The sequence below is a fragment of the Saccharopolyspora gregorii genome, assembly GCF_024734405.1.
In the GTDB taxonomy this organism is placed as follows: Bacteria; Actinomycetota; Actinomycetes; order Mycobacteriales; family Pseudonocardiaceae; genus Saccharopolyspora_C; species Saccharopolyspora_C gregorii.
The window spans coordinates 355,776-379,307 of sequence record NZ_CP059556.1 but is presented as its reverse complement, the minus strand read 5'-3'; the positions used below and the strand labels follow the sequence as shown (position 1 = coordinate 379,307).

21 protein-coding genes are annotated in these 23,532 nt (G+C 73.0%); 5 read left to right on the top strand and 16 right to left on the bottom strand.

The window, feature by feature from the left end:
• Positions 1 to 31: 31 nt before the first annotated feature.
• Complete coding sequence (locus tag H1226_RS01725; RefSeq protein ID WP_224959492.1) at positions 32 to 340, top strand: antibiotic biosynthesis monooxygenase family protein; 309 nt, start codon at positions 32 to 34, stop codon at positions 338 to 340.
• A gap of 54 nt (positions 341 to 394) precedes the next feature.
• Positions 395 to 1,228, top strand: coding sequence for an SIR2 family NAD-dependent protein deacylase (locus H1226_RS01720; protein WP_258345258.1), 834 nt, complete (start codon positions 395 to 397; stop codon positions 1,226 to 1,228).
• 243 nt (positions 1,229 to 1,471) lie between these two features.
• Here H1226_RS01720 and H1226_RS01715 read toward each other — a convergent pair whose 3' ends face one another.
• Complete coding sequence (locus H1226_RS01715) at positions 1,472 to 2,458, bottom strand: endonuclease/exonuclease/phosphatase family protein (RefSeq protein WP_258345256.1); 987 nt, start codon at positions 2,456 to 2,458, stop codon at positions 1,472 to 1,474.
• Positions 2,459 to 2,564: 106 nt separating this feature from the next.
• Between H1226_RS01715 and H1226_RS01710 the strand changes: the two genes are divergently transcribed.
• Positions 2,565 to 3,521, top strand: a complete 957-nt coding sequence (locus H1226_RS01710; protein WP_258345255.1) for an ATP-binding cassette domain-containing protein — start codon at positions 2,565 to 2,567, stop codon at positions 3,519 to 3,521.
• Complete coding sequence (locus H1226_RS01705; RefSeq protein ID WP_224959484.1) at positions 3,518 to 4,342, top strand: ABC transporter permease; 825 nt, start codon at positions 3,518 to 3,520, stop codon at positions 4,340 to 4,342. The genes H1226_RS01710 and H1226_RS01705 overlap by 4 nt, the downstream gene beginning before the upstream one ends.
• Before the next feature lie 42 nt (positions 4,343 to 4,384).
• On the opposite strand, the gene H1226_RS01700 is transcribed toward H1226_RS01705, so the two are convergent.
• Complete coding sequence (locus H1226_RS01700) at positions 4,385 to 7,516, bottom strand: ATP-binding protein (protein WP_258345252.1); 3,132 nt, start codon at positions 7,514 to 7,516, stop codon at positions 4,385 to 4,387.
• Between the two features lie 575 nt (positions 7,517 to 8,091).
• On the opposite strand from H1226_RS01700, the gene H1226_RS01695 reads away from it, so the two are divergent.
• Positions 8,092 to 8,820 carry a DedA family protein gene (locus tag H1226_RS01695; protein WP_258345251.1) on the top strand — a complete coding sequence of 243 codons (729 nt, stop codon included), beginning with the start codon at positions 8,092 to 8,094 and terminating at the stop codon, positions 8,818 to 8,820.
• 81 nt (positions 8,821 to 8,901) lie between these two features.
• On the opposite strand, the gene H1226_RS01690 is transcribed toward H1226_RS01695, so the two are convergent.
• The 14 genes from H1226_RS01690 to H1226_RS28040 form a co-directional block, all read right to left on the bottom strand.
• Positions 8,902 to 9,087, bottom strand: coding sequence for a DUF397 domain-containing protein (locus H1226_RS01690; RefSeq protein WP_258345250.1), 186 nt, complete (start codon positions 9,085 to 9,087; stop codon positions 8,902 to 8,904).
• Positions 9,087 to 9,515 carry a DUF5753 domain-containing protein gene (locus tag H1226_RS01685; protein ID WP_258345248.1) on the bottom strand — a complete coding sequence of 143 codons (429 nt, stop codon included), beginning with the start codon at positions 9,513 to 9,515 and terminating at the stop codon, positions 9,087 to 9,089. Before H1226_RS01685 ends, H1226_RS01690 begins: the two co-directional genes overlap by 1 nt.
• A 41-nt stretch (positions 9,516 to 9,556) precedes the next feature.
• Positions 9,557 to 12,115, bottom strand: a complete 2,559-nt coding sequence (locus H1226_RS01680; RefSeq protein ID WP_224959476.1) for an ATP-dependent Clp protease ATP-binding subunit — start codon at positions 12,113 to 12,115, stop codon at positions 9,557 to 9,559.
• A gap of 287 nt (positions 12,116 to 12,402) precedes the next feature.
• Entirely contained in the window at positions 12,403 to 13,257 is an 855-nt protein-coding gene (locus H1226_RS01675) for an ABC transporter ATP-binding protein (RefSeq protein ID WP_258345246.1), read from the bottom strand.
• Positions 13,254 to 14,345, bottom strand: coding sequence for a FecCD family ABC transporter permease (locus H1226_RS01670; RefSeq protein WP_258345243.1), 1,092 nt, complete (start codon positions 14,343 to 14,345; stop codon positions 13,254 to 13,256). Before H1226_RS01670 ends, H1226_RS01675 begins: the two co-directional genes overlap by 4 nt.
• The gene (locus tag H1226_RS01665) at positions 14,342 to 15,418 is read right to left on the bottom strand and encodes a FecCD family ABC transporter permease (protein WP_373690003.1); all 1,077 of its coding nucleotides are present in this window, start codon (positions 15,416 to 15,418) and stop codon (positions 14,342 to 14,344) included. The genes H1226_RS01670 and H1226_RS01665 overlap by 4 nt, the downstream gene beginning before the upstream one ends.
• 134 nt (positions 15,419 to 15,552) lie before the next feature.
• Positions 15,553 to 16,080 carry a hypothetical protein gene (locus tag H1226_RS01660; protein WP_258345242.1) on the bottom strand — a complete coding sequence of 176 codons (528 nt, stop codon included), beginning with the start codon at positions 16,078 to 16,080 and terminating at the stop codon, positions 15,553 to 15,555.
• 247 nt (positions 16,081 to 16,327) lie between these two features.
• Positions 16,328 to 16,681 carry a histone-like nucleoid-structuring protein Lsr2 gene (locus tag H1226_RS01655; protein WP_184483511.1) on the bottom strand — a complete coding sequence of 118 codons (354 nt, stop codon included), beginning with the start codon at positions 16,679 to 16,681 and terminating at the stop codon, positions 16,328 to 16,330.
• A 713-nt stretch (positions 16,682 to 17,394) separates the two neighbouring features.
• Positions 17,395 to 18,186: a type III pantothenate kinase gene (locus H1226_RS01650; RefSeq protein WP_224963149.1), complete on the bottom strand. Its 792-nt coding sequence runs from the start codon at positions 18,184 to 18,186 to the stop codon at positions 17,395 to 17,397.
• Positions 18,187 to 18,214: 28 nt separating this feature from the next.
• The gene (gene panD / locus H1226_RS01645) at positions 18,215 to 18,679 is read right to left on the bottom strand and encodes an aspartate 1-decarboxylase (RefSeq protein WP_224963147.1); all 465 of its coding nucleotides are present in this window, start codon (positions 18,677 to 18,679) and stop codon (positions 18,215 to 18,217) included.
• 51 nt (positions 18,680 to 18,730) lie between these two features.
• Positions 18,731 to 19,627, bottom strand: coding sequence for a pantoate--beta-alanine ligase (gene panC, locus H1226_RS01640; RefSeq protein ID WP_224963151.1), 897 nt, complete (start codon positions 19,625 to 19,627; stop codon positions 18,731 to 18,733).
• On the bottom strand, positions 19,624 to 20,535 hold the full coding sequence (locus H1226_RS01635; protein WP_224967450.1) for a Rossmann-like and DUF2520 domain-containing protein: 912 nt from the start codon (positions 20,533 to 20,535) through the stop codon (positions 19,624 to 19,626). Before H1226_RS01635 ends, panC begins: the two co-directional genes overlap by 4 nt.
• Before the next feature lie 129 nt (positions 20,536 to 20,664).
• Positions 20,665 to 22,140, bottom strand: coding sequence for a PrsW family glutamic-type intramembrane protease (locus H1226_RS01630; protein ID WP_258345239.1), 1,476 nt, complete (start codon positions 22,138 to 22,140; stop codon positions 20,665 to 20,667).
• 162 nt (positions 22,141 to 22,302) lie between these two features.
• Complete coding sequence (locus H1226_RS28040) at positions 22,303 to 23,373, bottom strand: DUF6779 domain-containing protein (RefSeq protein ID WP_309148772.1); 1,071 nt, start codon at positions 23,371 to 23,373, stop codon at positions 22,303 to 22,305.
• Positions 23,374 to 23,532 lie beyond the last annotated feature (159 nt).

The following is a 23,532-nucleotide window of genomic DNA, read 5'->3' as shown; positions in this document are numbered from 1 at the left end:
CATGCCCCGTGCGGGCCCGTAGGCTGGGTGCATGGCTGTTGTGAAGATCAACGCGATCGAGGTCCCCGAGGGCTCCGGCCCCGAACTGGAGAAGCGCTTCGCCGGGCGCCACGGCTCGGTGGAGGACTCCCCCGGGTTCCTCGGCTTCGAGCTGCTGCGGCCCGTGCAGGGTGACAACCGGTACTTCGTCTACACGAAGTGGGAGTCCGAAGAGGACTTCCAGAACTGGGCGCAGGGTCCGGCGAAGGCCGCGCACTCCGGCGAGCACAAGAACACCGTCGCCACCGGCTCCAGCCTGCTGGAGTTCGAGGTCGTGCAGGCCAAGCACAAGGACGCGTGAGCGACCTCCCGGGCGGGCGCCGCGCCCGCCCGGGATTCGAGGTGGAGGAGCGCGGTGAGCACGGACGCGATCGCCGCGGCGGCGGAATCCGTCGCCGGGGCGGAGGCGCTGCTGGTGTGCGCGGGCGCCGGGATCGGCGTCGACTCCGGGCTCCCGGACTTCCGCGGCGACACCGGTTTCTGGCGGGCGTATCCGCCGTACGAGCGGCTCGGGTTGAGCTTCGTCGAGGTGGCCGATCCGGTGCACTTCGCCGAGGACCCCGAGCTGGCGTGGGGTTTCTACGGGCACCGGCTGGGGCTGTACCGCGAGACGGTGCCGCACGAGGGCTTCGCGATCCTGCACCGGTGGGCGCGGCGGATGCCGCTCGGCGCCCGGGTGTTCACCTCGAACGTCGACGGCCAGTTCCAGGCGGCCGGGTTCGCCCCGGAGCACGTCGCCGAGTGCCACGGCAGCATCCACCGGTTGCAGTGCCTGGAACCGTGCACGGACGACGTGTGGTCGGCGGCCGACGTCTCGGTGCGGGTCGATCCGGCGACGATGCGCGCGGAACCACCGCTGCCCGCCTGCCGGAACTGCGGCGGCACGGCGCGGCCGAACATCCTGATGTTCGGGGACTGGAGCTGGGTCGCCGGGGACGCGCAGCCGCGGCTGGACGCTCTGCAGGCGTGGCGGCGCTCGTTGCGGGCGGCACGGCTGGTGGTGGTGGAGCTCGGCGCGGGCACCGCGGTGCCGACGGTGCGCAGGCACGCCGAACTGGCCTCGGCCGCCTCCGGCGCGCTGATCCGCATCAACCCGCGCGAACCCGACGTGCGGCACGGTCGCGGCCTCTCCCTCCCGGAACCGGCGCTACCGGCCCTGCGCGCCATCGACGCCGCGCTCAACGCGTGACCGCCCGTCACTGCGAGCACGACACCCGGCGAGCAGAACCGCGCCGCCGCAGCTCGTGCCCGCTTCCCGTCAGCGCGAAGCGCTGAGCCGCCGACCACGCACGCACCCGGACCACCCGCGGGTTCTCAGCGGGAATCTCGCGAGGACGGCTTTTCCCTCGTGGCGGAGCCACTGATCCCGCAGCGGGAATCCCGCTGAGGTTCCGCCACCCCGCCCCCGGAGCAGGACGAGTCCGGCGCAGCCTCAGCCGGAGACCACCAGGTGGGCGCTGATCGCCCGGTGGTCGCTGCCGGGCACGTCGTGCACCTGGTAGCCCTGCGCCACCAGGCCCTCGCTGACCAGCACGTGGTCGATGGTGACGCGCGGCGTCCAGCCCGCACCCCAGGTCGGGGCCAGCCCGTCCCCGGTGACCTCCGCGACGTCGGAGTAGCCGCCGCCGAGCAGCGCCCGCAGCGGCGAGTTGTCCAGCGTCGCGTTGAAGTCCCCGGCGAGGATCCGCGGCGCGGCGCGCTCCCCCGGCGGCCGCGGCAGCACGTCGAGCTCCTGCCGCCAGCGACCGGCCGTGTCCGCGCCCATCGGGTAGAGCGGGTGCACCGCGACGAGCTCGACCTCGCGGCCGCCCGGCAGCCGGATCAGCGCGGACGGCTGGGCCAGCGAGGTCGGCGGCACCAGCGCCAGTTCGCGCAGCGGGAACCGGGAGGCGATGCCGCTGCCGTCGGCCCGCGGTCCGCTGTGCAGCACCCGGTGCGGCAGCAGTGCGGCGAGCCCGGCCCGGTCCAGCGCGGCGACGGCCTCCGGGGTGAGCTCCTGCAGGCTGAGCACGTCGATCCGCCCGTCCCGCACCAGGTCCACGACCCGTTCCGCGTCGGCCCGGCCGAAAAACAGGTTGACCGACAGCACGCGCAGCGGTGAACCTTGCACCGGCGTCGGCGAGTCCGGGATCGCCCGGGGGAGCACCAGGACCACCAGCACCACCGACAGCAGCCCCACGAGCAGCGTGCTCAGCCACCGGCGCAGCGCCAGGCCCAGCACGGTCAGCACCACCCCCACCGGCACGGCGTACGGCAGGGTCGCGGTCAGCGCGATCAGGTAGCGGTTCGCGGTGTCGAACCCCAGCAGCACTGGGGCCGCCCACGCGGCGGTGCCGAGCACGGCCAGCAGGAACAGCGCGGTGGCGCATCCGCTCCTGCGCGCGGACCCGGCGTCGGGTTCGGCGACCGCCGCGCCCATCCAGCACCCCCGATGTCGTGCGGCTCACCCGCGCTGCCAGCGCGCTGTGCGCGCGCTGCCAGCGCCACCCCCGATGGTGGGGAGCATAACGAATCGAGGAGGCGGCATGTCCTATGCGATCCAGGCCGAGGGCCTGGTGAAGCGCTTCGGCGCGACCACCGCGCTGGGCGGCGTCGACCTGGCCGCGCCGACCGGCTCGATCCTGGGGGTGCTGGGGCCGAACGGGGCGGGCAAGACGACGGCCGTGCGCATCCTGGCGACGCTGCTGCGGCCGGACGCGGGCCGGGCCACCGTGGCGGGGCGCGACCTGCATCGGGAGGCGGTGGCGGTGCGCGGCCGCATCGGGCTGACCGGGCAGTACGCGTCGGTGGACGAGGAGCTGACCGGGGTGGAGAACCTGGTGCTCATCGGCCGGTTGCTGGAGCTGTCCCGGCGGGACGCGCGGGCGCGCGCGGCGGAGCTGCTGGAGCGCTTCGGGCTCACCGACGCGGGCGGTCGCGCGATCAAGACCTACTCGGGCGGCATGCGCAGGCGGCTCGACCTGGCGGCGAGCATCGTCGGCAGGCCGGAGGTGCTGTACCTGGACGAGCCGACGACCGGGCTGGACCCGCGCAGCCGCAACCAGGTGTGGGACATGGTCACCGGGCTCACCGGCGAAGGCGTCACAGTGCTGCTGACCACCCAGTACCTGGAGGAGGCCGACCAGCTCGCCGACCGGATCAGCGTGATCGACCACGGCCGGGTGGTGGCCGAGGGCCGCGCCGACGAGCTCAAGCGGCGCACCGGCAAGCAGACCCTGCAGGTGCGGCCCAGCGGTGCCGAGGACGTGCCGGAGGTGCGGCGCATCGTCGCTGAGCTCACCGGCGTGCAGCCCGCGACCGACGACGAGGGCGGCCTCATCACCGCCCCGGTGGACGATCCGGTGTTGCTGTCGGCCCTGGTCCGCAGGCTCGACGACGCGGGGATCACCGCCGATGAACTGGCCTTGCGGCTGCCCAGCCTGGACGAGGCGTTCCTCGCCCTGACCGGGAAGCCCGCCGCGGAGGAGGGGACCGCAGCATGACCAGCACGATCGAACGCGGCACCGGGGCCGAGCCGTCCCCGCCGCCGCAGGAGCGCATCGGACCGCTGCGCACCGTGCGGCACGGGCTGACGCTGGCCGGGCGCAGCGTGCTCAAGATCCGCAAGTCACCGGAGGGGCTGCTGGACGTCACGTTGCAGCCGATCCTGTTCCTGGTGATGTTCGTGTACCTGTTCGGCGGTGCGATCGCCCAGGACACCGGCGCCTACCTGCAGCAGACGTTGCCGGGCGTGATGGCGATGAACATGATCTTCGGCAGCCTCGGCACCGGGATGCAGCTCAACACCGACATCAGCAAGGGCGTCTTCGACCGGTTCCGCAGCCTGCCCATCGCCCGCTCGGCGCCGCTGATCGGGGCGGTGTTCGGCGACGTGGTGCGCTACGTGGTGTCGGTGGCGGTGCTGCTGGCCGTGGCGACGCTGATGGGGTTCCGCATCGAGACCGGGCCGCTGCAGGCGTTCGCCGCGTTCCTGGTCGCGTTGGCGTTCGCGCTGTCGATGTGCTGGATCACGGTGTTCCTCGGGATGCTGATCCGCAGCCAGCAGGCGCTGCCGGGTGTGGCGATGGCGTTCATGTTCCCGCTGACGATGGGCAGCAACGTGTTCGTGCCGACGGAGACGATGCCCGGCTGGCTGCAGGCGTGGGTGCAGGTGAACCCGGTGACGCAGCTGGCGGACACCGCGCGCGGGCTGATGATCGGCGGGCCGGTGGCCGGGCCGCTGACGGCGACCGTGATCTGGATGGTGGTGTTGACGGCGGTGTTCTTCCCGCTGGCGATGTGGGCCTACCGGAAGCGGGTGTGAGCCCGCCGGGCGGGAGGCTCTCGGGGGGTCTCCCGCCCGGCTTCACCGCTGGTCGCGGTCCAGTGCGGAGCGGAGCTCGGCGAGGGCCGCGGCCCTCGGCTGCGCCGTCGCGGCGTCGAACACCGCCCGGTGCGGTTCTCCGGTGGACGCCAGGCCGTCCCGGGTCCGGCGCAGGTCCGGGTCGCCTTCGTCGAGTGCGCCGCGCAGCGCGACGGCCAGCCCGAGCAGCCGCGCCGCCCCGGGCTGGTCGCCGGCGTTCCACCGCCAGCGCGCCGCGCACTCCGCGACGGCCGCCGCCTCCGGTGTGCTCCGGATGCCGGCACCGCCGTCGAGGGCCTTCGCGAGCAGCGCCGGAGCCTCGTCCGGGCGCCCCCGGTCGAGCAGGACCCCGGCGCGTTGCCGCAGCAGTGCCGGACGCAGCAGGGCGCCTTCTTGCTCGTCCGTGCCGATGCGCTCCGCCTCGTCCAGGTACCGCTCGGCCTCGTCCGGCCCGCCTTCCAGCCGCGCGCATTCGGCGAGGCCGGTCAACGCCCACACCGCGAACCACGGCCTGCCGCGCGCCGCGATCTCCCCGGCCCGTTCCAGTTCGGCGCGACCGCGGCCGAAGTCCCCGGCCCGCACCCGCTCCACCCCGATGCGCACCATGATCGCGACCAGGTCGACGTCGGAGCGCAGCTGCCGGATCGTTTCCAGCGCCTCCGCCAGCAGGTCGATGGCGCCCGCGTGATCACCGCGCAGCGAGCGGTAGCCGGCGAGGCTGCTGATGCTCTGCGCCCGCCCCCACCGATCGCCGATCCGGCGGAACGCGTCCGCCGCGGTGCGCATGTGCTCCTCCGCGGTCCGCGGGTCGCCGCCGTGCTCGGCGCTGATCGCCTGCTCGAACACCGCCGTGGCCCGCACCCACGGGTCGGGGTGCGCGGCGGCGAGCTCGACGACGCGCCGCAGCTCGGTGAACTCGCCGAGGAACAGCCACGCCCCCGCCTCCAGCAGCGCGGAGTGCGGGTAGCGGTGCATCGCCCCGCTCTCCGCCGCCGCGACGGCACCGTCCCGCACCTGCTCGAACCAGCCGTCGCCGGTGCCCGCCAGCGCGCGTCCGAGCCGCACCACCGCCCTGGCCTGCGGTGCGGCCGGGCCGGGCAGCTCGGCGACGGCCGTGAACCGGGCGAGCACCTCCTCGCTCCACGCGGACATCGACCAGTACCAGGACAGCGCGGCCACCAACCGCAGCCCGCGGTCGGCGTCGCCCGCGTCGACGGCCCGGTGCAGCGCGGCCAGCAGGTTGTCGTGGTCGGCGTCGAGCCGGTCCATCAGGTCGAGCTGCTCGGGCCCGTGCAGGCCCGGTTCGGTCTCTTCGGCGACGGCGAGGAAGTGGGCGAGGTGCGCGTCGCGGGCCCGGTCGGCCGCTCCGTCGTCGAGGCAGCGCTGCCAGCAGTAGGCGCGCACCGTCTCCAGCATCCGGTAGCGGCCGTTCTCGACCGCGGTCACCAGGGACTTCTCCACCAGCGAGGACAGCACGTAGAAGACGTCGGCGGCGGGCAGCTCGTCGTCGGCGCACACCGCGGTCACCGATTCGGCGCGGACCGCGCCGGTGAACACGGCCATCCGGGCCGCGAGCCGCCGCTCCCGCTCGTCGAGCAGGTCCCAGCTCCACTCGACGACGGCCCGCAGCGTGCGGTGCCGCGGCATCGCCGCCCGGTTCCCGCCGGTGAGCAGCCGGAACCGGTCGTCGAGCCGCGCGGCGATCTGCCGCAGCGGCATCGACCGCAGCCGGGCGGCGGCGAGTTCGATGGCCAGCGGGATGCCGTCGAGCCGCCGGCACACCTCGACGACGTCGGGCGCGGTGCGCTCGGTGAGCTCGAACCCGGGGCTCGCGGCGGCGGCCCGGTCCGCGAACAACCGCACGGCGGCCGCCGCGGCCGGGTCCGTCCCGTCGGCGGGCAGGGCGAGCGGCCCCACCGGCAGCAGTTCCTCCCCGGGCAGCGCGAGCGGTTCGCGGCTGGTGGCGAGCACCCGGAGCTCGGGGCGGCGGCCGAGGAGTTCGTGCGCGAACCCGGCGGCCTCCTCGATGACGTGCTCGCAGTTGTCGAGGACGAGCACGGCCGGTTCGGCGCCGAGCGCCTCGGCGAGGCGGGCGGCGCCGTGCGACTGCGGTGCCTCCAGCAGCCGGGTCTCGCGGATGCCGAGCGCGGCGAGCACGGCCGCGGTGAGGTCACCCCCGTCGCGCACCGGCGCGAGCTCCGCGAACCACACCCGGTGCCCGGTGATCTCGGCGGCGATCTCGGTGGCCAGCCGCGTCTTGCCCGCCCCGCCCGGGCCGAACAGGGTGACCAGCCGGGACCGGGCGAGCGCGGCGCCGACCTGCGCGATCTCGGCCTCGCGCCCGACGAAGCTGCTCAGCCGGACCGGGAGGGCCTGGTGCGCCGCCGGGGCGGGCGGCGGCGCGGGCTCGTCGCGCAGCAGCTCGGCGCGCAGCGCGGTCAACGACGCCGAGGGGTCGGTGCCGAGGTCGTCGGCGAGCCGGGAGCGGTGCGCCTCGTACGCGGCGAGCGCGTCGGCGCGGCGCCCGGCGGCGTGCAGGGCCCGCAGCCTCAGTGCGATGAGCCGTTCGCGCAGCGGGTGTCGCGCGCAGAGCCCGTCCAGTTCGGGGATCAGGTCCGCGTGCCTGCCGAGCCGCAGGTCCGCTTCGATCCGGTCCTCCCGCGCGCCCAGCCGGGCTTCGTCGAGCCGCGCGACGTGGGGGGCCGCGAACGCCGCGTCGGCGACGTCGACGAGCGGGTCGCCGCGCCACAGCGCCAGCGCCTCCCGCAGCACGTCGGCGGCACCGGCGGCCTCGCCGGAGCGCAGCCGGGCCCGGCCCGTCGCCACCAACCGGTCGAACCGGTGCACGTCGACGTCGTCACCCGCGACGTCCAGGACGTAGCCCGCGGCCGTGGAGGTCAGCCGCAGGTCCCCGGTGGCGCGGCGGGCGCGGGAGACGAGCGTCTGCAGCGCGTTCACAGCGGCGGCCGGTTGCGCGGCGCCCCAGAGGTCGGCGATGAGCGTGTCGGCGGGCACCGGGCGTCCCGCGTCGAGCGCGAGCCGGGCGATCAGGGCGCGGACCCGCCGCCCGCCGACCTCGACGGGTTCGCCGTCGGCCGCGCGCAGCCGGAACGGTCCCAGCATCGCCACTCGCACCCGCCCAGCTTCGCAGGGGCCGGGGCGGCGCAGGTCGAGCCGGGTGTGCACCGGGCCGCCGGGCCTGTGGACAACTCGGTGGATCGGGCGGATCACCCACAGCTGATCCACAACCCGGAACAGCCTTGCTGAGCTGCGAGGACACCGCGGCGGCCGGATCTCGCGCCCCGGCCCGCAGCACACCGGAAACCACGTTTACGCAGGTCAGCGGCACCCCCTTCGCCACGCCGCGATCGAGGGACGGCGATCGTCGGCGCCGGCCCGCCCGGCGGTCCTCCCGACGACGGACCTGTCCCCGAGTTGTCCACAACTCCATCCACAGGAAGTGCAGTTGTCCACAGCAACGCGGCGACCGGTGGAGCGACCGTGCGAGGGGGATCACAGGGAAGCACTCCCACCGTGCTGGAATCATGGAACAACGGACATACCGCATGATTCGCGCCCAGCGGTTCCGCTCGGCGCGCGGGCGCGGTCGGCGTGAACCGGCGGTTCAGCGACCGGCCCCGCCGCCCAGCACGGGCGCTGCCCACCGAGACCCCAGCCGACCTCCCTCCCCGCCGATGTTCGGAGCCTCGATGCACTCGACCGCACTCGCCGCTGCCGCCGCCGAGCCGACCGGGTTCGCCGGTTGGGTCGTGAGCGTGATGGAGACCCTGGGCGGCCCCGGCGCCGGTCTGATCATCGCGCTGGAGAACGTGTTCCCGCCGATCCCCAGCGAGCTGATCCTGCCGCTGGCCGGGTTCGCCGCCAGCCGGGGCGACATGAACATCGTCTCGGCGGTGCTGTGGACGACGATCGGCTCGATCGTCGGCGCCCTCGTCCTGTACTGGCTGGGCGCCTCGCTCGGCCGGGACCGGATGCGGCGGATCGCCGCGCGGCTGCCGCTGGTGAAGGTCGCCGACGTCGACCGCACCGAGGCCTGGTTCGCGAAGCACGGGGTGAAGGCCGTGTTCCTGGGCCGGATGATCCCGCTGTTCCGCAGCTTCATCTCGCTGCCCGCCGGCGTGGAGAAGATGGCGCTGCCGACGTTCGTGCTGTTCACGGCCTTGGGCAGCCTGATCTGGAACACGCTGTTCGTGGTGGCCGGTTACCTGCTCGGCGAGAACTGGTACCTGGTCGAGGAGTACGCGGGGATCGCCTCCAAGATCGTCGTCGGTGCGGTCGTGGTGGCCCTCATCTACTTCGTCGTCGCCCGCCTCCGCCGCGACCGCCGCGAGCAGGACGCGGCCGACGACATCACCGACGAACTCCCCCGCATCTCCCCCGACGAGATCCCCACCCAGCAGCTCCCCCGCATCCGCTGACCTCGCGAGGGACCCGCCACCACGTGAACGGCCCCGTTCACCCAGCCGCCCTGGGCGGGTCACTCGCCTCGACGGCGCTGCTCAGTCGACGCTCGGCAGCTCGGCGAGGAACCGGCGCCAAGCGGCGTGCCCGACGTCGAGCCGCCCGCCCTCCGGGTCCTTCGAATCCCGCACGAGCACGCACCGCGCAGTCAACCGCACCTCGACGCACATGTTGCTGGTGCCGGAACTGCGCGAGCTCTTTAACCAACCGGTGTCGTAGTCCATCACTGCACGCCCCTCAACTTCTCGGACAGGAGCACGACCGACTCCTCCGGAGAAGACGCCAGTTCTCGCAAGCGATCCATCGCGCGGAACATCGGTGTCGTGCCCTCTTCATGATCGTAGTAGGTCGCGGGGGCATGACTACCTTTGAAAGCGATCCTCGGCGCTGCCGCACCGAAGTCCAGCGTGATCAGCCCTTCGCCCAGCACGGGGTTGTTCGGCACGCTGCGCGGGACGACCTGAACGGTGACGTCATCCCGCGCACCGAGTCCGAGCAGGTGCTCAAGCTGGCCGCGCAACACCTCCGGGCTGCCGACGACCTGGTCGAGGGCCGTTTCGGTCAGCACCAACGCGATGTCCTTGGGTTCGGGGCTTCCAACACGCGTCACTGTTGTTCGAGCCGGGTGCCGAACGCGAAGCGGCCCCCGCACCGGTGTGGTGCGGGGGCCGCGTTCGGATCAGGGATCCGGGGTCACTCCTCGGAGTTGTCCTCCCGCGAGGACTCCTCCGCGGAACCGCCCGAGGACGCCAGGTCCACCGGCGGCGAGTCCGGGACGGTGGACGGCTTCTGCTCACCGCGGAAGGTGAACACCGCCTCGTCGTCCTTGCCCTCGCCGTCCCAGTTGTCGACGTCCACGATGACGATCTGGCCGGCTTCGATCTCGCCGAACAGGATCTTCTCGGACAGCCGGTCCTCGATGTCGCGCTGGATGGTGCGGCGCAGCGGCCGGGCACCCAGCACCGGGTCGAAGCCGCGCTTGGCGAGCAGCTTCTTCGCCTTCGTCGTCAGCTCCAGGGACATGTCCTTGCCCCGCAGCGCCTTCTCCACCCGGCCCGCGAGGAGGTCGACCATCTGGATGATCTCGTTCTCGGTGAGCTGGTGGAAGACGATGACGTCGTCGATCCGGTTGAGGAACTCCGGACGGAAGTGCTTCTTCATCTCCTCGTGGACCTTGGACTTCATCCGCTCGTAGTTCGAGTCGGCGGAGTTGCCCGCGGAGAACCCGAGGCCCACGGCCTTCGAGATGTCCTGGGTCCCGAGGTTCGAGGTGAAGATCAGCACCGTGTTCTTGAAGTCCACCGTGCGGCCCTGGCCGTCGGTCAGGCGGCCGTCCTCCAACACCTGCAGCAGCGTGTTGTAGATCTCCTGGTGGGCCTTCTCGATCTCGTCGAACAGGACCACGGAGAACGGCTTGCGGCGGACCTTCTCGGTGAGCTGGCCGCCCTCCTCGTAGCCGACGTAGCCCGGAGGGGCGCCGAACAGCCGCGAGGCGGTGTAGCGGTCGTGGAACTCACCCATGTCGATCTGCACGAGCGCGTCGTCGTCGCCGAACAGGAACTCGGCCAGCGCCTTCGACAGCTCGGTCTTACCGACACCGGACGGACCGGCGAAGATGAACGAGCCCGAGGGACGCTTCGGGTCCTTCAGCCCGGCGCGGGTGCGGCGGATCGCCTGGGACACGGCCTTGACCGCGTCGTCCTGGCCGATGATCCGCTTGTGCAGCTCGTCCTCCATGCGGAGCAGACGGGTGGTCTCCTCCTCGGTGAGCTTGAAGACGGGGATGCCGGTCCAGTTGGCCAGCACCTCGGCGATCTGCTCGTCGTCGACCTCCGCGACGACGTCCAGGTCACCGGCCTTCCACTGGGTCTCGCGCTCCTCCTTCTGCCCGAGGAGGGTCTTCTCCTCGTCGCGGAGGCGCGCGGCCCGCTCGAAGTCCTGGCCGTCGATGGCCGACTCCTTGTCCCGGCGCACGTCGGCGATCTTCTCGTCGAACTCGCGCAGGTCCGGCGGAGCGGTCATCCGGCGGATGCGCATCCGGGCCCCGGCCTCGTCGATCAGGTCGATCGCCTTGTCCGGCAAGTAGCGGTCGTTGATGTACCGGTCCGCCAGCGTCGAGGCCGCGACCAGCGCGCCGTCGGTGATGGACACCCGGTGGTGCGCCTCGTACCGGTCGCGCAGGCCCTTGAGGATCTCGATGGTGTGTTCCAGCGAGGGCTCGCCGACCTGGATCGGCTGGAAGCGGCGCTCCAGGGCCGGGTCCTTCTCGACGTACTTGCGGTACTCCTCGAGCGTGGTCGCACCGATGGTCTGCAGCTCACCGCGGGCCAGCATCGGCTTGAGGATGCTCGCGGCGTCTATGGCACCTTCGGCCGCTCCCGCTCCGACGAGGGTGTGGATCTCGTCGATGAACAGGATGATGTCGCCGCGGGTCTTGATCTCCTTGAGCACCTTCTTCAGGCGCTCCTCGAAGTCACCGCGGTAGCGGGAACCGGCGACCAGCGAGCCCAGGTCGAGCGTGTAGAGCTGCTTGTCCTTCAGCGTCTCGGGCACCTCGCCCTTGACGACCTTCTGCGCCAGGCCCTCGACGACGGCGGTCTTGCCGACGCCGGCCTCGCCGATGAGCACCGGGTTGTTCTTAGTGCGCCGCGAGAGCACCTGCATGATGCGCTCGATCTCCTTGTCCCGGCCGATGACCGGGTCGAGCTTCGACTCGCGGGCGCTCTGCGTCAGGTTCCGGCCGAACTGGTCCAGGACCAGCGACGACGACGGGGTGCCCTCGCCGCGGCCACCGGCCTCGGCGGGCTCCTTGCCCTGGTACCCGGACAGCAGCTGCAGCACCTGCTGGCGCACCCGGTTCAGGTCCGCGCCGAGCTTGACGAGCACCTGGGCGGCGACGCCCTCGCCCTCGCGGATCAGCCCGAGCAGGATGTGCTCGGTCCCGATGTAGTTGTGGCCGAGCTGCAACGCCTCCCGCAGCGACAGCTCCAGCACCTTCTTGGCCCGTGGGGTGAACGGGATGTGACCGCTCGGGGCCTGCTGGCCTTGGCCGATGATCTCCTCGACCTGCTGCCGCACGCCTTCCAGGGCGATCCCCAGCGACTCCAGCGCCTTGGCGGCGACACCCTCACCCTCGTGGATCAAGCCCAGGAGGATGTGCTCGGTGCCGATGTAGTTGTGGTTGAGCATCCGGGCCTCTTCTTGGGCCAGGACGACCACCCGCCTCGCGCGGTCGGTGAACCTCTCGAACATTCGCACTCCCTGACTGCTGCGCCGGCGGTGTTGTACCGGGACACGGCTCCTGCTCGCCGATGCCCGCGAAGGGTTCAGCACTCTGGGGTCCACTGTAGTAGCCGCACCCCGGCGGAGTCCGGACCCGCTGGCAGCCCGCCGCACCCGTTCGCCGCCTTGCCTGTCGTCCAACGAGCTGCCGACCTGCGGCATTCCGCTCTGACCCGAGTGGGGGCCGATGTCCGCTGAGCGCGAACAAGACCCGGAGCCGCGGCGCTCGTCCACTCGTTCAGGTGGCCACGGTCGACTCAATCTCGCACGGTGGACGCCGCTCTGCCACCAATCGGTACCACCATCGGCGTACCCGTCACCGGGTCGGGGATGACCCGGGCGTTCAGGTTGAAGACGTCCGCCAGCAATTCCTCAGTGAGCACCTCGTCGGGCGCGCCCTGCGCGACGATCGCACCGTCGCGCATCGCGACCAGCCGGTCCGCGTAGCGAGCCGCCAGGTTCAGGTCGTGCAGCACCATCACCACGGTGCGGCCGCTCTCGTCGTGCAACCGGCCGACCAGGTCCAGCACCTCCACCTGGTGCGCCAGGTCCAGGTACGTCGTCGGCTCGTCCAGCAGCAGCAGGTCGGTGCCCTGGGCCAGCGCCATCGACAGCCAGGCGCGCTGGCGCTGGCCACCGGAGAGCTCGTCCACCGCGCGCTCGGCGAGGTCGCCGATGCCGGTGAGCTCCAGCGCCTCCGCCACCGCCTGCTCGTCGTCCGAGGACCACTGCCGGTACCAGGCCTGGTGCGGGTGCCTGCCGCGCGCGACCAGGTCCGCCACCGTGAGCCCCTCCGGCGCCTGCGGCGTCTGCGGCAGCAGGCCGAGCACGCGCGCGACCTCCTTGGTGGGCATCTTGTGGATCTGCTTGCCGTCGAGCAGCACCTGCCCGCTCTGCGGCGCCAGCAACCGGGCCAGCGCCCGCAGCACCGTGGACTTGCCGCAACCGTTCGGGCCGATCACGGCGGTGATGGTGCCGTCCGGCACGTCGATGTCGAGGCCGTCCACGACGACCCGATCGCCGTAGGCCAGCCGCAGCCGCTCGCCCTGGAGCCGCTGCCGACGCCCGGCACCGGCCGCTTCCTGGCTGGGTGTGGACACGGGTGAGGTCATGCGCGGTCCTCCCGGTACCGACGGATGAGCAAGTAGATCAGGTACGGCGCGCCCAAGATCGCGGTGACGATGCCCACCGGCATCTCCGCCGCGCCGAACGCCGTCCTGGACAGCAGGTCGGCCGCCACCACCAGAGCGCCGCCGAACACCAGCGAGGACACCAGCGGTGGCCGCGCGGACCGGGACAGCCGCAGCGCGATCTGCGGCGCCGCCAGCGCCACGAACTGCACCGGGCCCGCCGCCGCGGTCGCGATCGAGGCCAGCACCACGGCGGCGAGCAGCAGCAGGCCGCGCGCGAGGTCCCTCCGCAGGCCGAGGCCGCGCACCGTGTCGTCGTCGAACTGCAGGGCGCCGAGCGCGTGCGCGCCCAGCAGGGTCAGCGGCAGCAGCACGGCCAGCGCGATCGCCGTCGGCACCACGTGGTCCCAGCCGCGGGCGTTGAGGCTGCCCGTCAGCCACACCATCGCCCGCCCGGCGTCGTTCACGTCGCCCACCGTGAGCAGCCAGTAGATGGCGTTCCCGGCGAGCGCGGTGACGCCCACGCCGACCAGCACGATCCGGTACGAGTCGACCCCGCCGCGGTACGCCAGCCCGTAGATCGCGAGCCCGGCCACCAGCCCGCCGGCGAGCGCGATCATCGGCAGGCCCACGGCCTCGGCGAACCCGCCCAGCGCGCCCGCGGTACCGCCGAACACGATCACCGCGACCGCGGCGGCCCCGGCACCGGAGGTGATGCCGAGCATGTCCGGGCTGGCCAGCGGGTTGCGCGCCACGGCCTGCGTGATCGCGCCGGACAGGCCCAGCGCCGCGCCCACCAGCACCGCGGTCAGCGCCCGCGGCATCCGCAGCCCGAACACCACGTAGTGATCGGCGTAGTCGCCGCCGCCGAACAGCGTGACCAGCACCTGCCCGGGGCTCAGCTGGTACTCGCCGAGCCCGATGTCCAGCAGCACGCAGGCCAGCAGCACCACCAGCCCGCCGAGCAGCACCAGCAGCGGCCGCGGCCGCAGCACCCCGGAGACCGGCCCCGCCCGCAGCGGTCGCCGACCGGCGACCCGTCGTCCGGGGGCGTCGAGAACCTGAGTCACAGCCGCACCAGCTTCCTGCGCCGCACCAACGCGATGAAGAACGGGGCGCCGACCATCGCCAGCATCACCCCGACCTGGACTTCGGCCGGCCGCGCGACCAACCGGCCCGCGATGTCCGCGAGCAGCACCAGCGACGAGCCCATCAGCGCCGCGAAGGGCAGCAGCCAGCGGTGGTCGGCGCCGGTGAAGAACCGCGCGATGTGCGGCACCACCAGGCCCACGAAGCTGATCGGCCCGCACACCGCGGCCGAGGCGCCCACCAGCACCGCGATCGCCAGCACGCCGAGCCGCCGGGTCACCTCGACCCGGTGCCCGAGACCGCGGGCCACGTCGTCGCCCAGCGACAGCGCGTTGAGCCCGGTCGAGTTCGCCAGCCCCAGCACGAGCCCGACGACCAGGAACGGCAGCACCTGCCAGATGACCGCGGGATCGGTGACCGCGATCGACCCGACCTTCCAGAAGCGGTAGGTGTCCAGGCTCTGCTGATCGCTGAGCACCAGCGCCGAGGTCAGCGCCTGCAGCAGCGCGCTGATCGCCATGCCCGCGAGCGCCAGCGTCACCGGGGTGGCGCCGGCCCGGCCCATCGAGCCGATCGCGAACACCGCCAGCGCGCCCAGCAGCGCCCCGCCGAAGCCGAACCAGATGTAGCCGAACAGGCTGCTGATGCCGAACGCGTACACCGCCAGCACCACCGCGAGCGCCGCGCCCTGGGTGATGCCGAGGATGCCGGGGTCGGCGATGGGGTTGCGGGTGTGCCCCTGCATCAGCGCGCCGGCGAGCCCGAGCGCGGCGCCGACGAGCACGCCGACGACGGTGCGCGGCAGCCGCAGCTCCCAGATGATCAGGGCGTTCTCCGAGCCCGCGGGCGCGACCAGCTCGGTCCACACGTCGCCGAGCGGGATGGACTTGGCACCGACGGCGATGCTCAGCGCGCAGCTGACCACGAGCACGCCGAGCAGCACGCCCAGACCGAGCAGCCTGCGCCTGCGGCGCGCGCCGAGCCGCGCGGCCGGTGCTTCCGGCGCATCGCGCTCGGTGCCGGGCGGGCTCCCGACGGTTCCGCTGCGGCTCAAGGTCCCACTCCCACGTCGTCCGGTTCCGCCACTCGGCCCCAAGTTAGGTTAGGCCGACCTAAGGCTAGCCGACGGGTCCCGGCGGGTGGACCGATTCTCCGGAGCTCGCGGACGTACTCCGCGTCACGCCGCGATCACTCCGCCGAGACCAGGACGGCGGGTGCGACCCCGCCGGAACCTCCGATCAGAAACCGATTTCCCGCGTTCCGCATCGATTCCGGAAGCCGATCTCCGAGGGTTTTCCCTCGCCTGCGCGGATCGACCGAGTCCGCCACCCGGCAATCTTGCGGCGACCACGGCCGCTCGACGGATGAAATCCCGGCGATAGCGCCGAACGGATCAGGCTCGTGAATCCCGTTCACGAACACCGTCGGCTCCGATTTCACCGCGCGGGCGACCGGATACCCCGGACGGCGGGCGGACGTTCGCGGAATCGACGCGGAACGCCCGCACCCGGACGCGGAAGAGAGCGAGAATCGGCGGCCGAACGCGCGGAACATCATCGGCCCGCCCAGCGGCGGCACCGGCGCGCGCAAACAGTCGAGACCCCGGCCGGAACGTTCGGGCGCGACCAACCGGACCCGCGGCGAACGGGACGCGGCCGCGCATCGGCCGCGGCATTCCGATCCGGGAACGGGCCGCGGCCGGTCGCGGCGGTTCATCAGCATTCCTGGCGCGAACGAACATCGGATCGGTGGCGGGCCCGCCGGGAAGAATCCGGATCCGGCATCCGGTGGAGCGGGTCGAACCGGATCGGATGCGGCGGATCAGGTGCTGGGGAACCCGATGCCGGGTTCCGCGGCCGAACCGGATCGCGGAACCGCCGCGGAAGCCCGCCGCGGAGCGGCTCCGGCAACGCGCAGGGGGCGCCGGGAATCCCCGGCGCCCCCTGTGCGCGTCCGCACGGCTTCAGTTCGCCTTGTGGTACTGGTCCACGATGTCCGCGGGGATCCGGCCGCGGTCCGAGACCTTCAGGCCGCGCTTGCGGGCCCATTCCCGGATGGCCTGGTTCTGCTCCCGATCCGCGCTGGTGGAGCCGCCCGCGGCGCGACCGGCCGCAGCGGGGCGCGGGCCGGGCTTCTTCCGCCCGCCCGCGCGACGCGCGCTGGAGACGTAGCCGGACAGCGCGTCGCGCAGCTCGCTCGCATTGTCGTTGGAAAGGTCGATCTGGTACGAGACGCCGTCCAACGCGAACTCGACCGTTTCATCGGCCTGGCCGCCGTCGAGATCGTCGACGAGCGTGACCGTAACCTTCTGCGCCATGGTGGCAGTCCTCCCCGGAGTTTCTGCGAATAACGCCGATGACGGCACGACCACCGCCGAGACCTCTCTGCCGAGAGCTTCCCGGGTCCGCAGCTCGACCCGGGCCATACCCGACTGCCCTTGCTGAACCACCCGGCGGAGCCGCGCAATCCGAACGCCCCACCGGACTCTCCGGTCGACCTTGCAGTGAGCCCTTCGGCTTCCGCCGGTTTCGTCGGCCGGAGCGCGGGAGGGCAAGCCGCCCCGGGACCGGCCTGATGGAGTTCGACAGAGTTTGGCCAGCTGACCAAGAATAGCCGTCATCGAAGCCTTCACCGAACATTGTCACGGTCAGGTTAGCGCAGCCTCTCGACAAACGCACTCACCCCGCCGAGGAAAAAACCAGGCGTCTCCCCGGATCGGGTCATTCCGGACCTCCACCGGAAGCGGATCGAGCGGCCGATACCGACTCCGGCGCACTACATCAACGATGTCACCGGGCCATTCCCGCACTTCGCGTCCGCGTCATTCCGCACTCATCGGCAAGCAGAAAGTGCGCACTCACCGGCCGGGACCTCGGCCGCCGCGCACTCCCCGCGCTGGACATCGCGCTGTTCCGGCAAGCCGACAAGAAGTATCGGGTCGCCGGGCAGCACTCGTGAGCCGTTAACGGCCGCGGCATCCGGAATCCGCTTTCCCACCGGGGAGCCCGGCGGCGGGAAAAGGGGACCGGATCAGCGGAAGTTGCGGTCGTACACCAGCCGCAGGCCCAGCAGCGTCAGGTCCGGCACGTGGTGGGTGATGGTCTGCGATTCGGCGACCACCAGCGGCGCCAGGCCACCCGTGGCCAGCACCGCCGCCGTCCCTCCGTGGGTCGAGCCCAGTTCGGCCACGATCCGCCGCACCAGCCCGTCGACCTGTCCGGCGAAACCGAACAGGATGCCCGACTGCAGGCATTCCACCGTGTTCTTGCCGATCACCGACCGCGGCCGGGTCAGCTCCACCTTGCGCAGCTGCGCGGCCCGCGAGGCGAGCGCGTCCAGCGAGATCTCCACCCCCGGCGCGAACGCCCCGCCGAGGAACTCGCCCTTCGCGGAGATCACGTCGACGTTCGTGGACGTGCCGAAGTCGACCACCACGCAGTTCGTCGCGTGCAGGTGGTGCGCGGCGAGGGTGTTGATCACCCGGTCCGCGCCGACCTCCTTCGGGTTGTCGACCAGCAGCGGGACCCCGGTGCGCACGCCCGGCTCCACCACGATCCGCGGCACCCCGTCCCAGTAGCGGCCGAGCATCACGCGCAGCTCGCGCAGCAGCGCCGGGACCGTGGACAGCGCCGAGATGCCGGTGATCCGCTCGGCGTGCTCGCCGAGGAGCCCGCGCACGGTCAGCGCCATCTCGTCGGCCGTCATCCGCGGTTCGGTGCGCATCCGCCAGTCCCGCACCAGGCCACCGCGGGGATCCTCGGAACCGGTGTCGTACAGGCCGAGGGTGATGTTGGTGTTACCGACGTCCAGCGCGAGCAGCACCGGCGTACCTCCCGGGGTCGGAGCGGGGTCAGGCCTCGGGGGCCGCGAGCAGCGCGTCCAGCTTCGCGGCGTCGTCCGTCTCCGCCGACGCGGCACCGCTGACCAGGCCGGAGTCCGCGGGGGCCGCGGCCGGGTCGGTGCCGCGCTCCAGCACGGCGTTGTCGGCGTCCACGAAGATGACCTTCGGCCGGTAGGAGCGGGCCTCCATCTCGTCCATCACCCCGTAGGCGATGAGGATCACCAGGTCGCCGGGCCGCACCAGGTGCGCCGCGGCCCCGTTGATGCCGATCACGCCCGAGCCGCGCTCGCCGGTGATCACGTAGGTCTCCAGCCGGGCGCCGTTGGTGACGTCGACGATGGCGACCTGCTCGCCCTCCAGCAGGTCGGCGGCGTCCATCAGGTCGGCGTCCACCGTCACCGAACCGACGTAGTGCAGGTCGGCCTGGGTCACCGTGGCGCGGTGGATCTTGGACTTGAGCATGGTGCGGAACATCGAACTACTCCCCTCACCGCCGGAAGGCGGTCGGAAGGATCGGGGGCCCTGCTACTCCACCGGGCCGAGTTGGACGAGCGCGTTGTCGATGAGCCGGGTGCCGCCGACCTGGGCCGCCACCAGCAGCCGGGCCTCGCCGGAGGCGGGCGCCGGGCCCAGCTCGGTGTCCCGCAGCTCCAGGTAGTCGACCGCCACCAGCGGTTCGGAGTCCAGCGCGGCGCGCGCCGCCGCCAGCACCGCCTCCGGGCCGGACCGGCCCGCGTGCACCCCGGCCGCCATCGCCGCGGACAGGGCCAGCGCGGCCCGCCGCTGCTCGGCGTCCAGGTAGGCGTTGCGCGACGACAGGGCGAGCCCGTCGGCCTGGCGCACGATCGGCACGCCCTGGATCTTCGCGTCGAGGTTCAGGTCCCGCGCCATCCGGCGCACCAGCACCAGCTGCTGGTAGTCCTTCTCGCCGAACAGCGCCAGGTCCGGGCGCACGATGCCGAGCAGCTTCGCGACGACCGTGAGCATCCCGTCGAAGTGCCCGGGCCTGCTCGCTCCCTCCAGCTGCTCGCCGAGCGGGCCCGCGGTGAGGCCGACCTGCCGGTCCGGGGCGTACATGTCCGCTGGCTCGGGGGCCAGCACCAGCTCGACGCCCTCGGCGCGGCACAGCTCCAGGTCCGCGTCGAAGGTGCGCGGGTAGCGGTCCAGGTCCTCGCCCGCGCCGAACTGCAGCGGGTTCACGAAGATCGACACGACGGTGACCGCGGCGGGCACCTTGCGGGCCGCGCGGATCAGCTCCAGGTGGCCTTCGTGCAGGGCGCCCATCGTCGGCACCAGCGTGATCGGGCGGCCGGTGGAGCGCAGCGCCCGCGTCACCTTCGCCAGCTCCGCGGGGCGGCGGTGCACGGTGAGTTCCCGCGCGGTGTACCCGGGGCCCGCGCCCACCCCGTCGGCCGTGGTCATCGCTGCTCCTCGTCGAGTACTTCGTGCACTTCGGTGGCCGACCGGGCGTCGAGCAGACCGGCCTGCTCGGCGCGGTCGGCGGTCCGCCTCGCCATCGCCGCGTACCCGGCGACCATCTCCGGCGCCGACTCCCGCAGCGAACCCAGGTGGGCGCGGACCGTGCCCACGTCACCGCGGGACACCGGACCGGTGAGGCCGCGGTCCCCGAAGCGCAGCGCGTTGTCCAGCGAGGCGGACAGCACCGGGGCCATCACCCGGTCCGGGATCTCGATCCCGGCGGCGCGCAGCAGGTCCGCGCACTCGTTGACCAGGGTGATCAGGTGGTTCGCGCCGTGCGAGAGCGCCGCGTGGTAGAGCCGCCGGGCGTGCTCGGGGACGCGGACCGGTTCCGCGCCGAGCTCCAGCGCGAGCACTTCGCCGACGTTCCACGCCGCCTCGTCGTCCGGCGCGGTCACCGCGGCGCAGGCCGTCGCCAGCCGCTCCACGTCCTCGGCCCGGCCGGTGAAGGTCATCGCGGGGTGCAGCGCCAAGGTCAGCACGCCCAGCTCGGCGGCGGGCTCCAGCGGGGCGACGCCGTGGGCGCCGCAGGTGTGCAGCACGATCTGCCCGGAGCGCAGCGAGCCGGTGGCGACCAGGCCGCGCACCAGGCCGGGCAGCACGTCGTCGGGAACCGCGAGCACCACCAGATCGGCGGCGTCGGCGACCTCGTCGGGCGGGCGCACCGGTACCGCGGGCAGCAGCTCCTCGGCTCGGCGCAGCGAAGCGTCCGACACCGCGGACACCGCCACGACCTCGTGCCCGGCGCGCGCCAGCGCCGCTCCGAGCACGGCACCCACCCGGCCCGCGGACACCACTCCGACCCGGAGCCGGGGTCCCGCGCCTCGACCTGGTGGACGTCCGCCAGACATCGACACGTCGTCCTCCCAACCGTTCCAGTCCCGCAGCGGGTACCGGACAGCAGCGCGAGAGTAGCCCGCCGCCGGGCGTCCGCGACTCGCCGGGTGGCGAGAACCACCCGGTCCGAGCGGACGCGCCGATCAGCTCCGCGGCGGGGTGCCGCCGCGGTCGCCCGGGTGCGGCGGGGCGTTCCTGGGCGGGGTGGGTGGCGGGTTCGGCTGCCTGCGGGGCGCGGCCTGCTGCGGACGCCCACCCGGCTGCTGCCGCGGGGCGGGGCGCCGCTGCTCACCGGCGAGGTCCGGCCGCGGACGGGCTCCGGCGCGATCCGGTTGCGGTGCCGCGGCCGGGTTCCGGACGGGATCCACCGGGCGCTGCGGGCGGGCTCCCGGTCGGCGCACGCTCTGCGTCAGCTCGTGGATCTTCACCCGCGCCGTCTGGAACGCGTCCTGCGAACCGACCGCGGACCGGCGCGCCGCCTTCAACTCCTCGATCAACTTCTCCCGGCGGGCGCGGCGGACGGCGCTGGTGGTGCGGCCCTCGGCGGCGCGGTGCTGCAAGAACGCCAGCTCGGTCACGGCGATCTGGTAGTCCCGCACGGCCTTCGCCGGTTCCGCGCCCGCGCTCTGCCGGACCTTGCGCTGCCAGCCGCGGCGGCCCGCCAGCGAGGCCAGCATCTCCACCTCGCTGCGCGGGATCAGCCCGGCGCGCTGCAGCACCGGAAGCTGGTCGGCGACGATCCGCTGCTCCCGCTTGCGCTGCCACACCACGAGCCACCCGGTGCCCGCGAAGATCGGGAGCATGATCAGGAAGTACACGTTGAGGAAGCCGGTGCCGCCCAGCAGCGTCGACGCGTTCCACGCCGCGTGCAGCAGCACCGCCACCACGAACCCGCCGGCCGGCCACAGCAGCCGCTTCGTCGTGTCCGTGGTCCGCGAGGCCAGCCCGATGCCGATCCCGACCATCGAGGTGAACAGCGGGTGCGAGAACGGCGCCAGCACCCCGCGCAGGATGAACACGGCGATCACGCCGCCCGCCGCGTTGCCCCAGCCGCCCTCGGAGAAGGCCTTGCCGAAGTACAGGATGTTCTCGGTGAACGCGAACCCGGCCGCCGTCAGGCCCGCGTAGACGATGCCGTCGACGAGCCCGTTGAACTCGGAACGCCGCCAGAACCACAGCGACACCACGAACAGCGCCTTCGCGCCCTCCTCCACCAGCGGCGCCATCAGCGCCCGCTCGAAGAACACGTGGTCGCTCGGCCCGAACAGCAGCTCGCCCAGCCCGATCACCGAGTCGTTGAGCAGCAGCGAGCAGCCCGTCGCACCTCCGGCGCCCCACAGGAACGCGCCGAGCATCAGCATCGGCGGCTCCGGTTCCCACCGGTCGATCCACACGATCGCGGCGAAGACCACGCCGACCGGGATCAGCGCCGCCAGCGCGCCCACCAGGGCGGGCAGCACCCCCACCCTGGAGGTCGCGACACCCACCATGACCAGGCCGATGATGCCGAGCAGCAGCAGCCCGGCCACCGGCCAGCCGACCGCGGAATGCTTGCGGGTCTGCAACCTGCGCGCACCGGAGAGGTCGGGCGCAGGACCGGGAAGATCAGGTGTGGACACGTCCGAAACCCTAGAACGCGGCCTCCGGCGCCCGCACCGCCTGGGGGCGGATGAGCACCGCTCGCCCGGCGGACTCCCGCGAGGTGACCGGGCGGTTGGACCGGGCGGATCAGGCGGGTGGGCCGTTCACCGGGGCGGCGCGGGTGCCGCCCGGGACGGCGATCAGCCGCGGCGCCTGCGGCGGCGCTTGGACTCGCGGCCCTCGCCGGAGTCGCCGTAGGCGGCGAGCAGGTCGGTGACCGAGGTGCCCTCGGTGTGCGCTCCCGCCGGGACCTCGCTGGTCGGCAGCCGCCGGTCCGCGGCCTCGGCGTCCGGGGCGGCGGAAGCGGCGGGCCCGGGAGCCGGGGCGGGCTGCGCCGGGGTCGGGTCGGTGGGCGGTTGCGGCGCGGGTTCCGCCGCCTGCGGGGCCGGTTCCGGTTCGGGCCGGACCGGGCGCAACCGGTCCGAAGTGGACTCCGGCCAGGCGCCCTGCGCGCCGGCGTGCGGCGGCTGCGGGCGGCGCGCCTCGGCGGCCTGCCGGGGCGCGGGCCTGCCGTGCGGCGGCCGGGACTTGCGGGGCTTCGACGGCCGCGGCGGCGGCTGCTCCACCTGCGGCTGCGGGACGGGTTCGGCGGGCTGCTCGACCTGGCCCTGGTGCGCGGCGGGCAGCTGCCTGCCGCGCCCGTCGGGGTGCTGGATGACCCGCGGCTGCACGCCGGTGTCGCCGACGATCCGCTGGTGGGTGCCGGTGTCGCCGACGATCCGCGGCTGCTCGCCGGTCGCGGGACGCTCCGGCAGGGAGCGGACGCGGGTGGATTCGGCGCGCAGCGCGACCCGCTCGAACAGGACGTCTCCGCCGAGCAGGTGCTCCAGGTTCTCCCGCAGGGCGCGCAGTTCGGCCTTCAGCGCCTGGATCTCCGCGTCCGACTCGGCGGCCGCGGTGCGCCGCGCCTCCGCTTCGGCCGCGGCTTCGAACTCGCGGCGCGCGGCGATCTCCCGCTCCAGTTCGAGCTCGTAGACGCGCTGCCGCTCCGCTTCCCGCTCGGCGGCGGCGGTGGCCTTGCCGCGCAGCTTCGCGACGCCGAACGCACCGAGCAGCGCCGCCCACAGCGCGGCGACCAGACCGAGCTTGAGCACCCGGGAATCGTTGCTCAGCACCAGGATCGCGGTCGCGGCGGCGGCGAGGACGAGGGCACCGACCCACAGCACCGACGGTCGCTGATCAGCGGCTGCGGAACGGGCGGAGTCGGACATGACCACACGGTACCCGGCCTTTATCCGATCGAGACCCGCAGGGAACGCGGCCATCCCCGGTTCGTCGGGGCGGCCCACGCCAAGACGCCCGAACGGAGCAGCACTTCGTTGGCGCGCAAGAGGAATCACCGTCCTCCACGGCTCCGCAGGGCTCCCCCA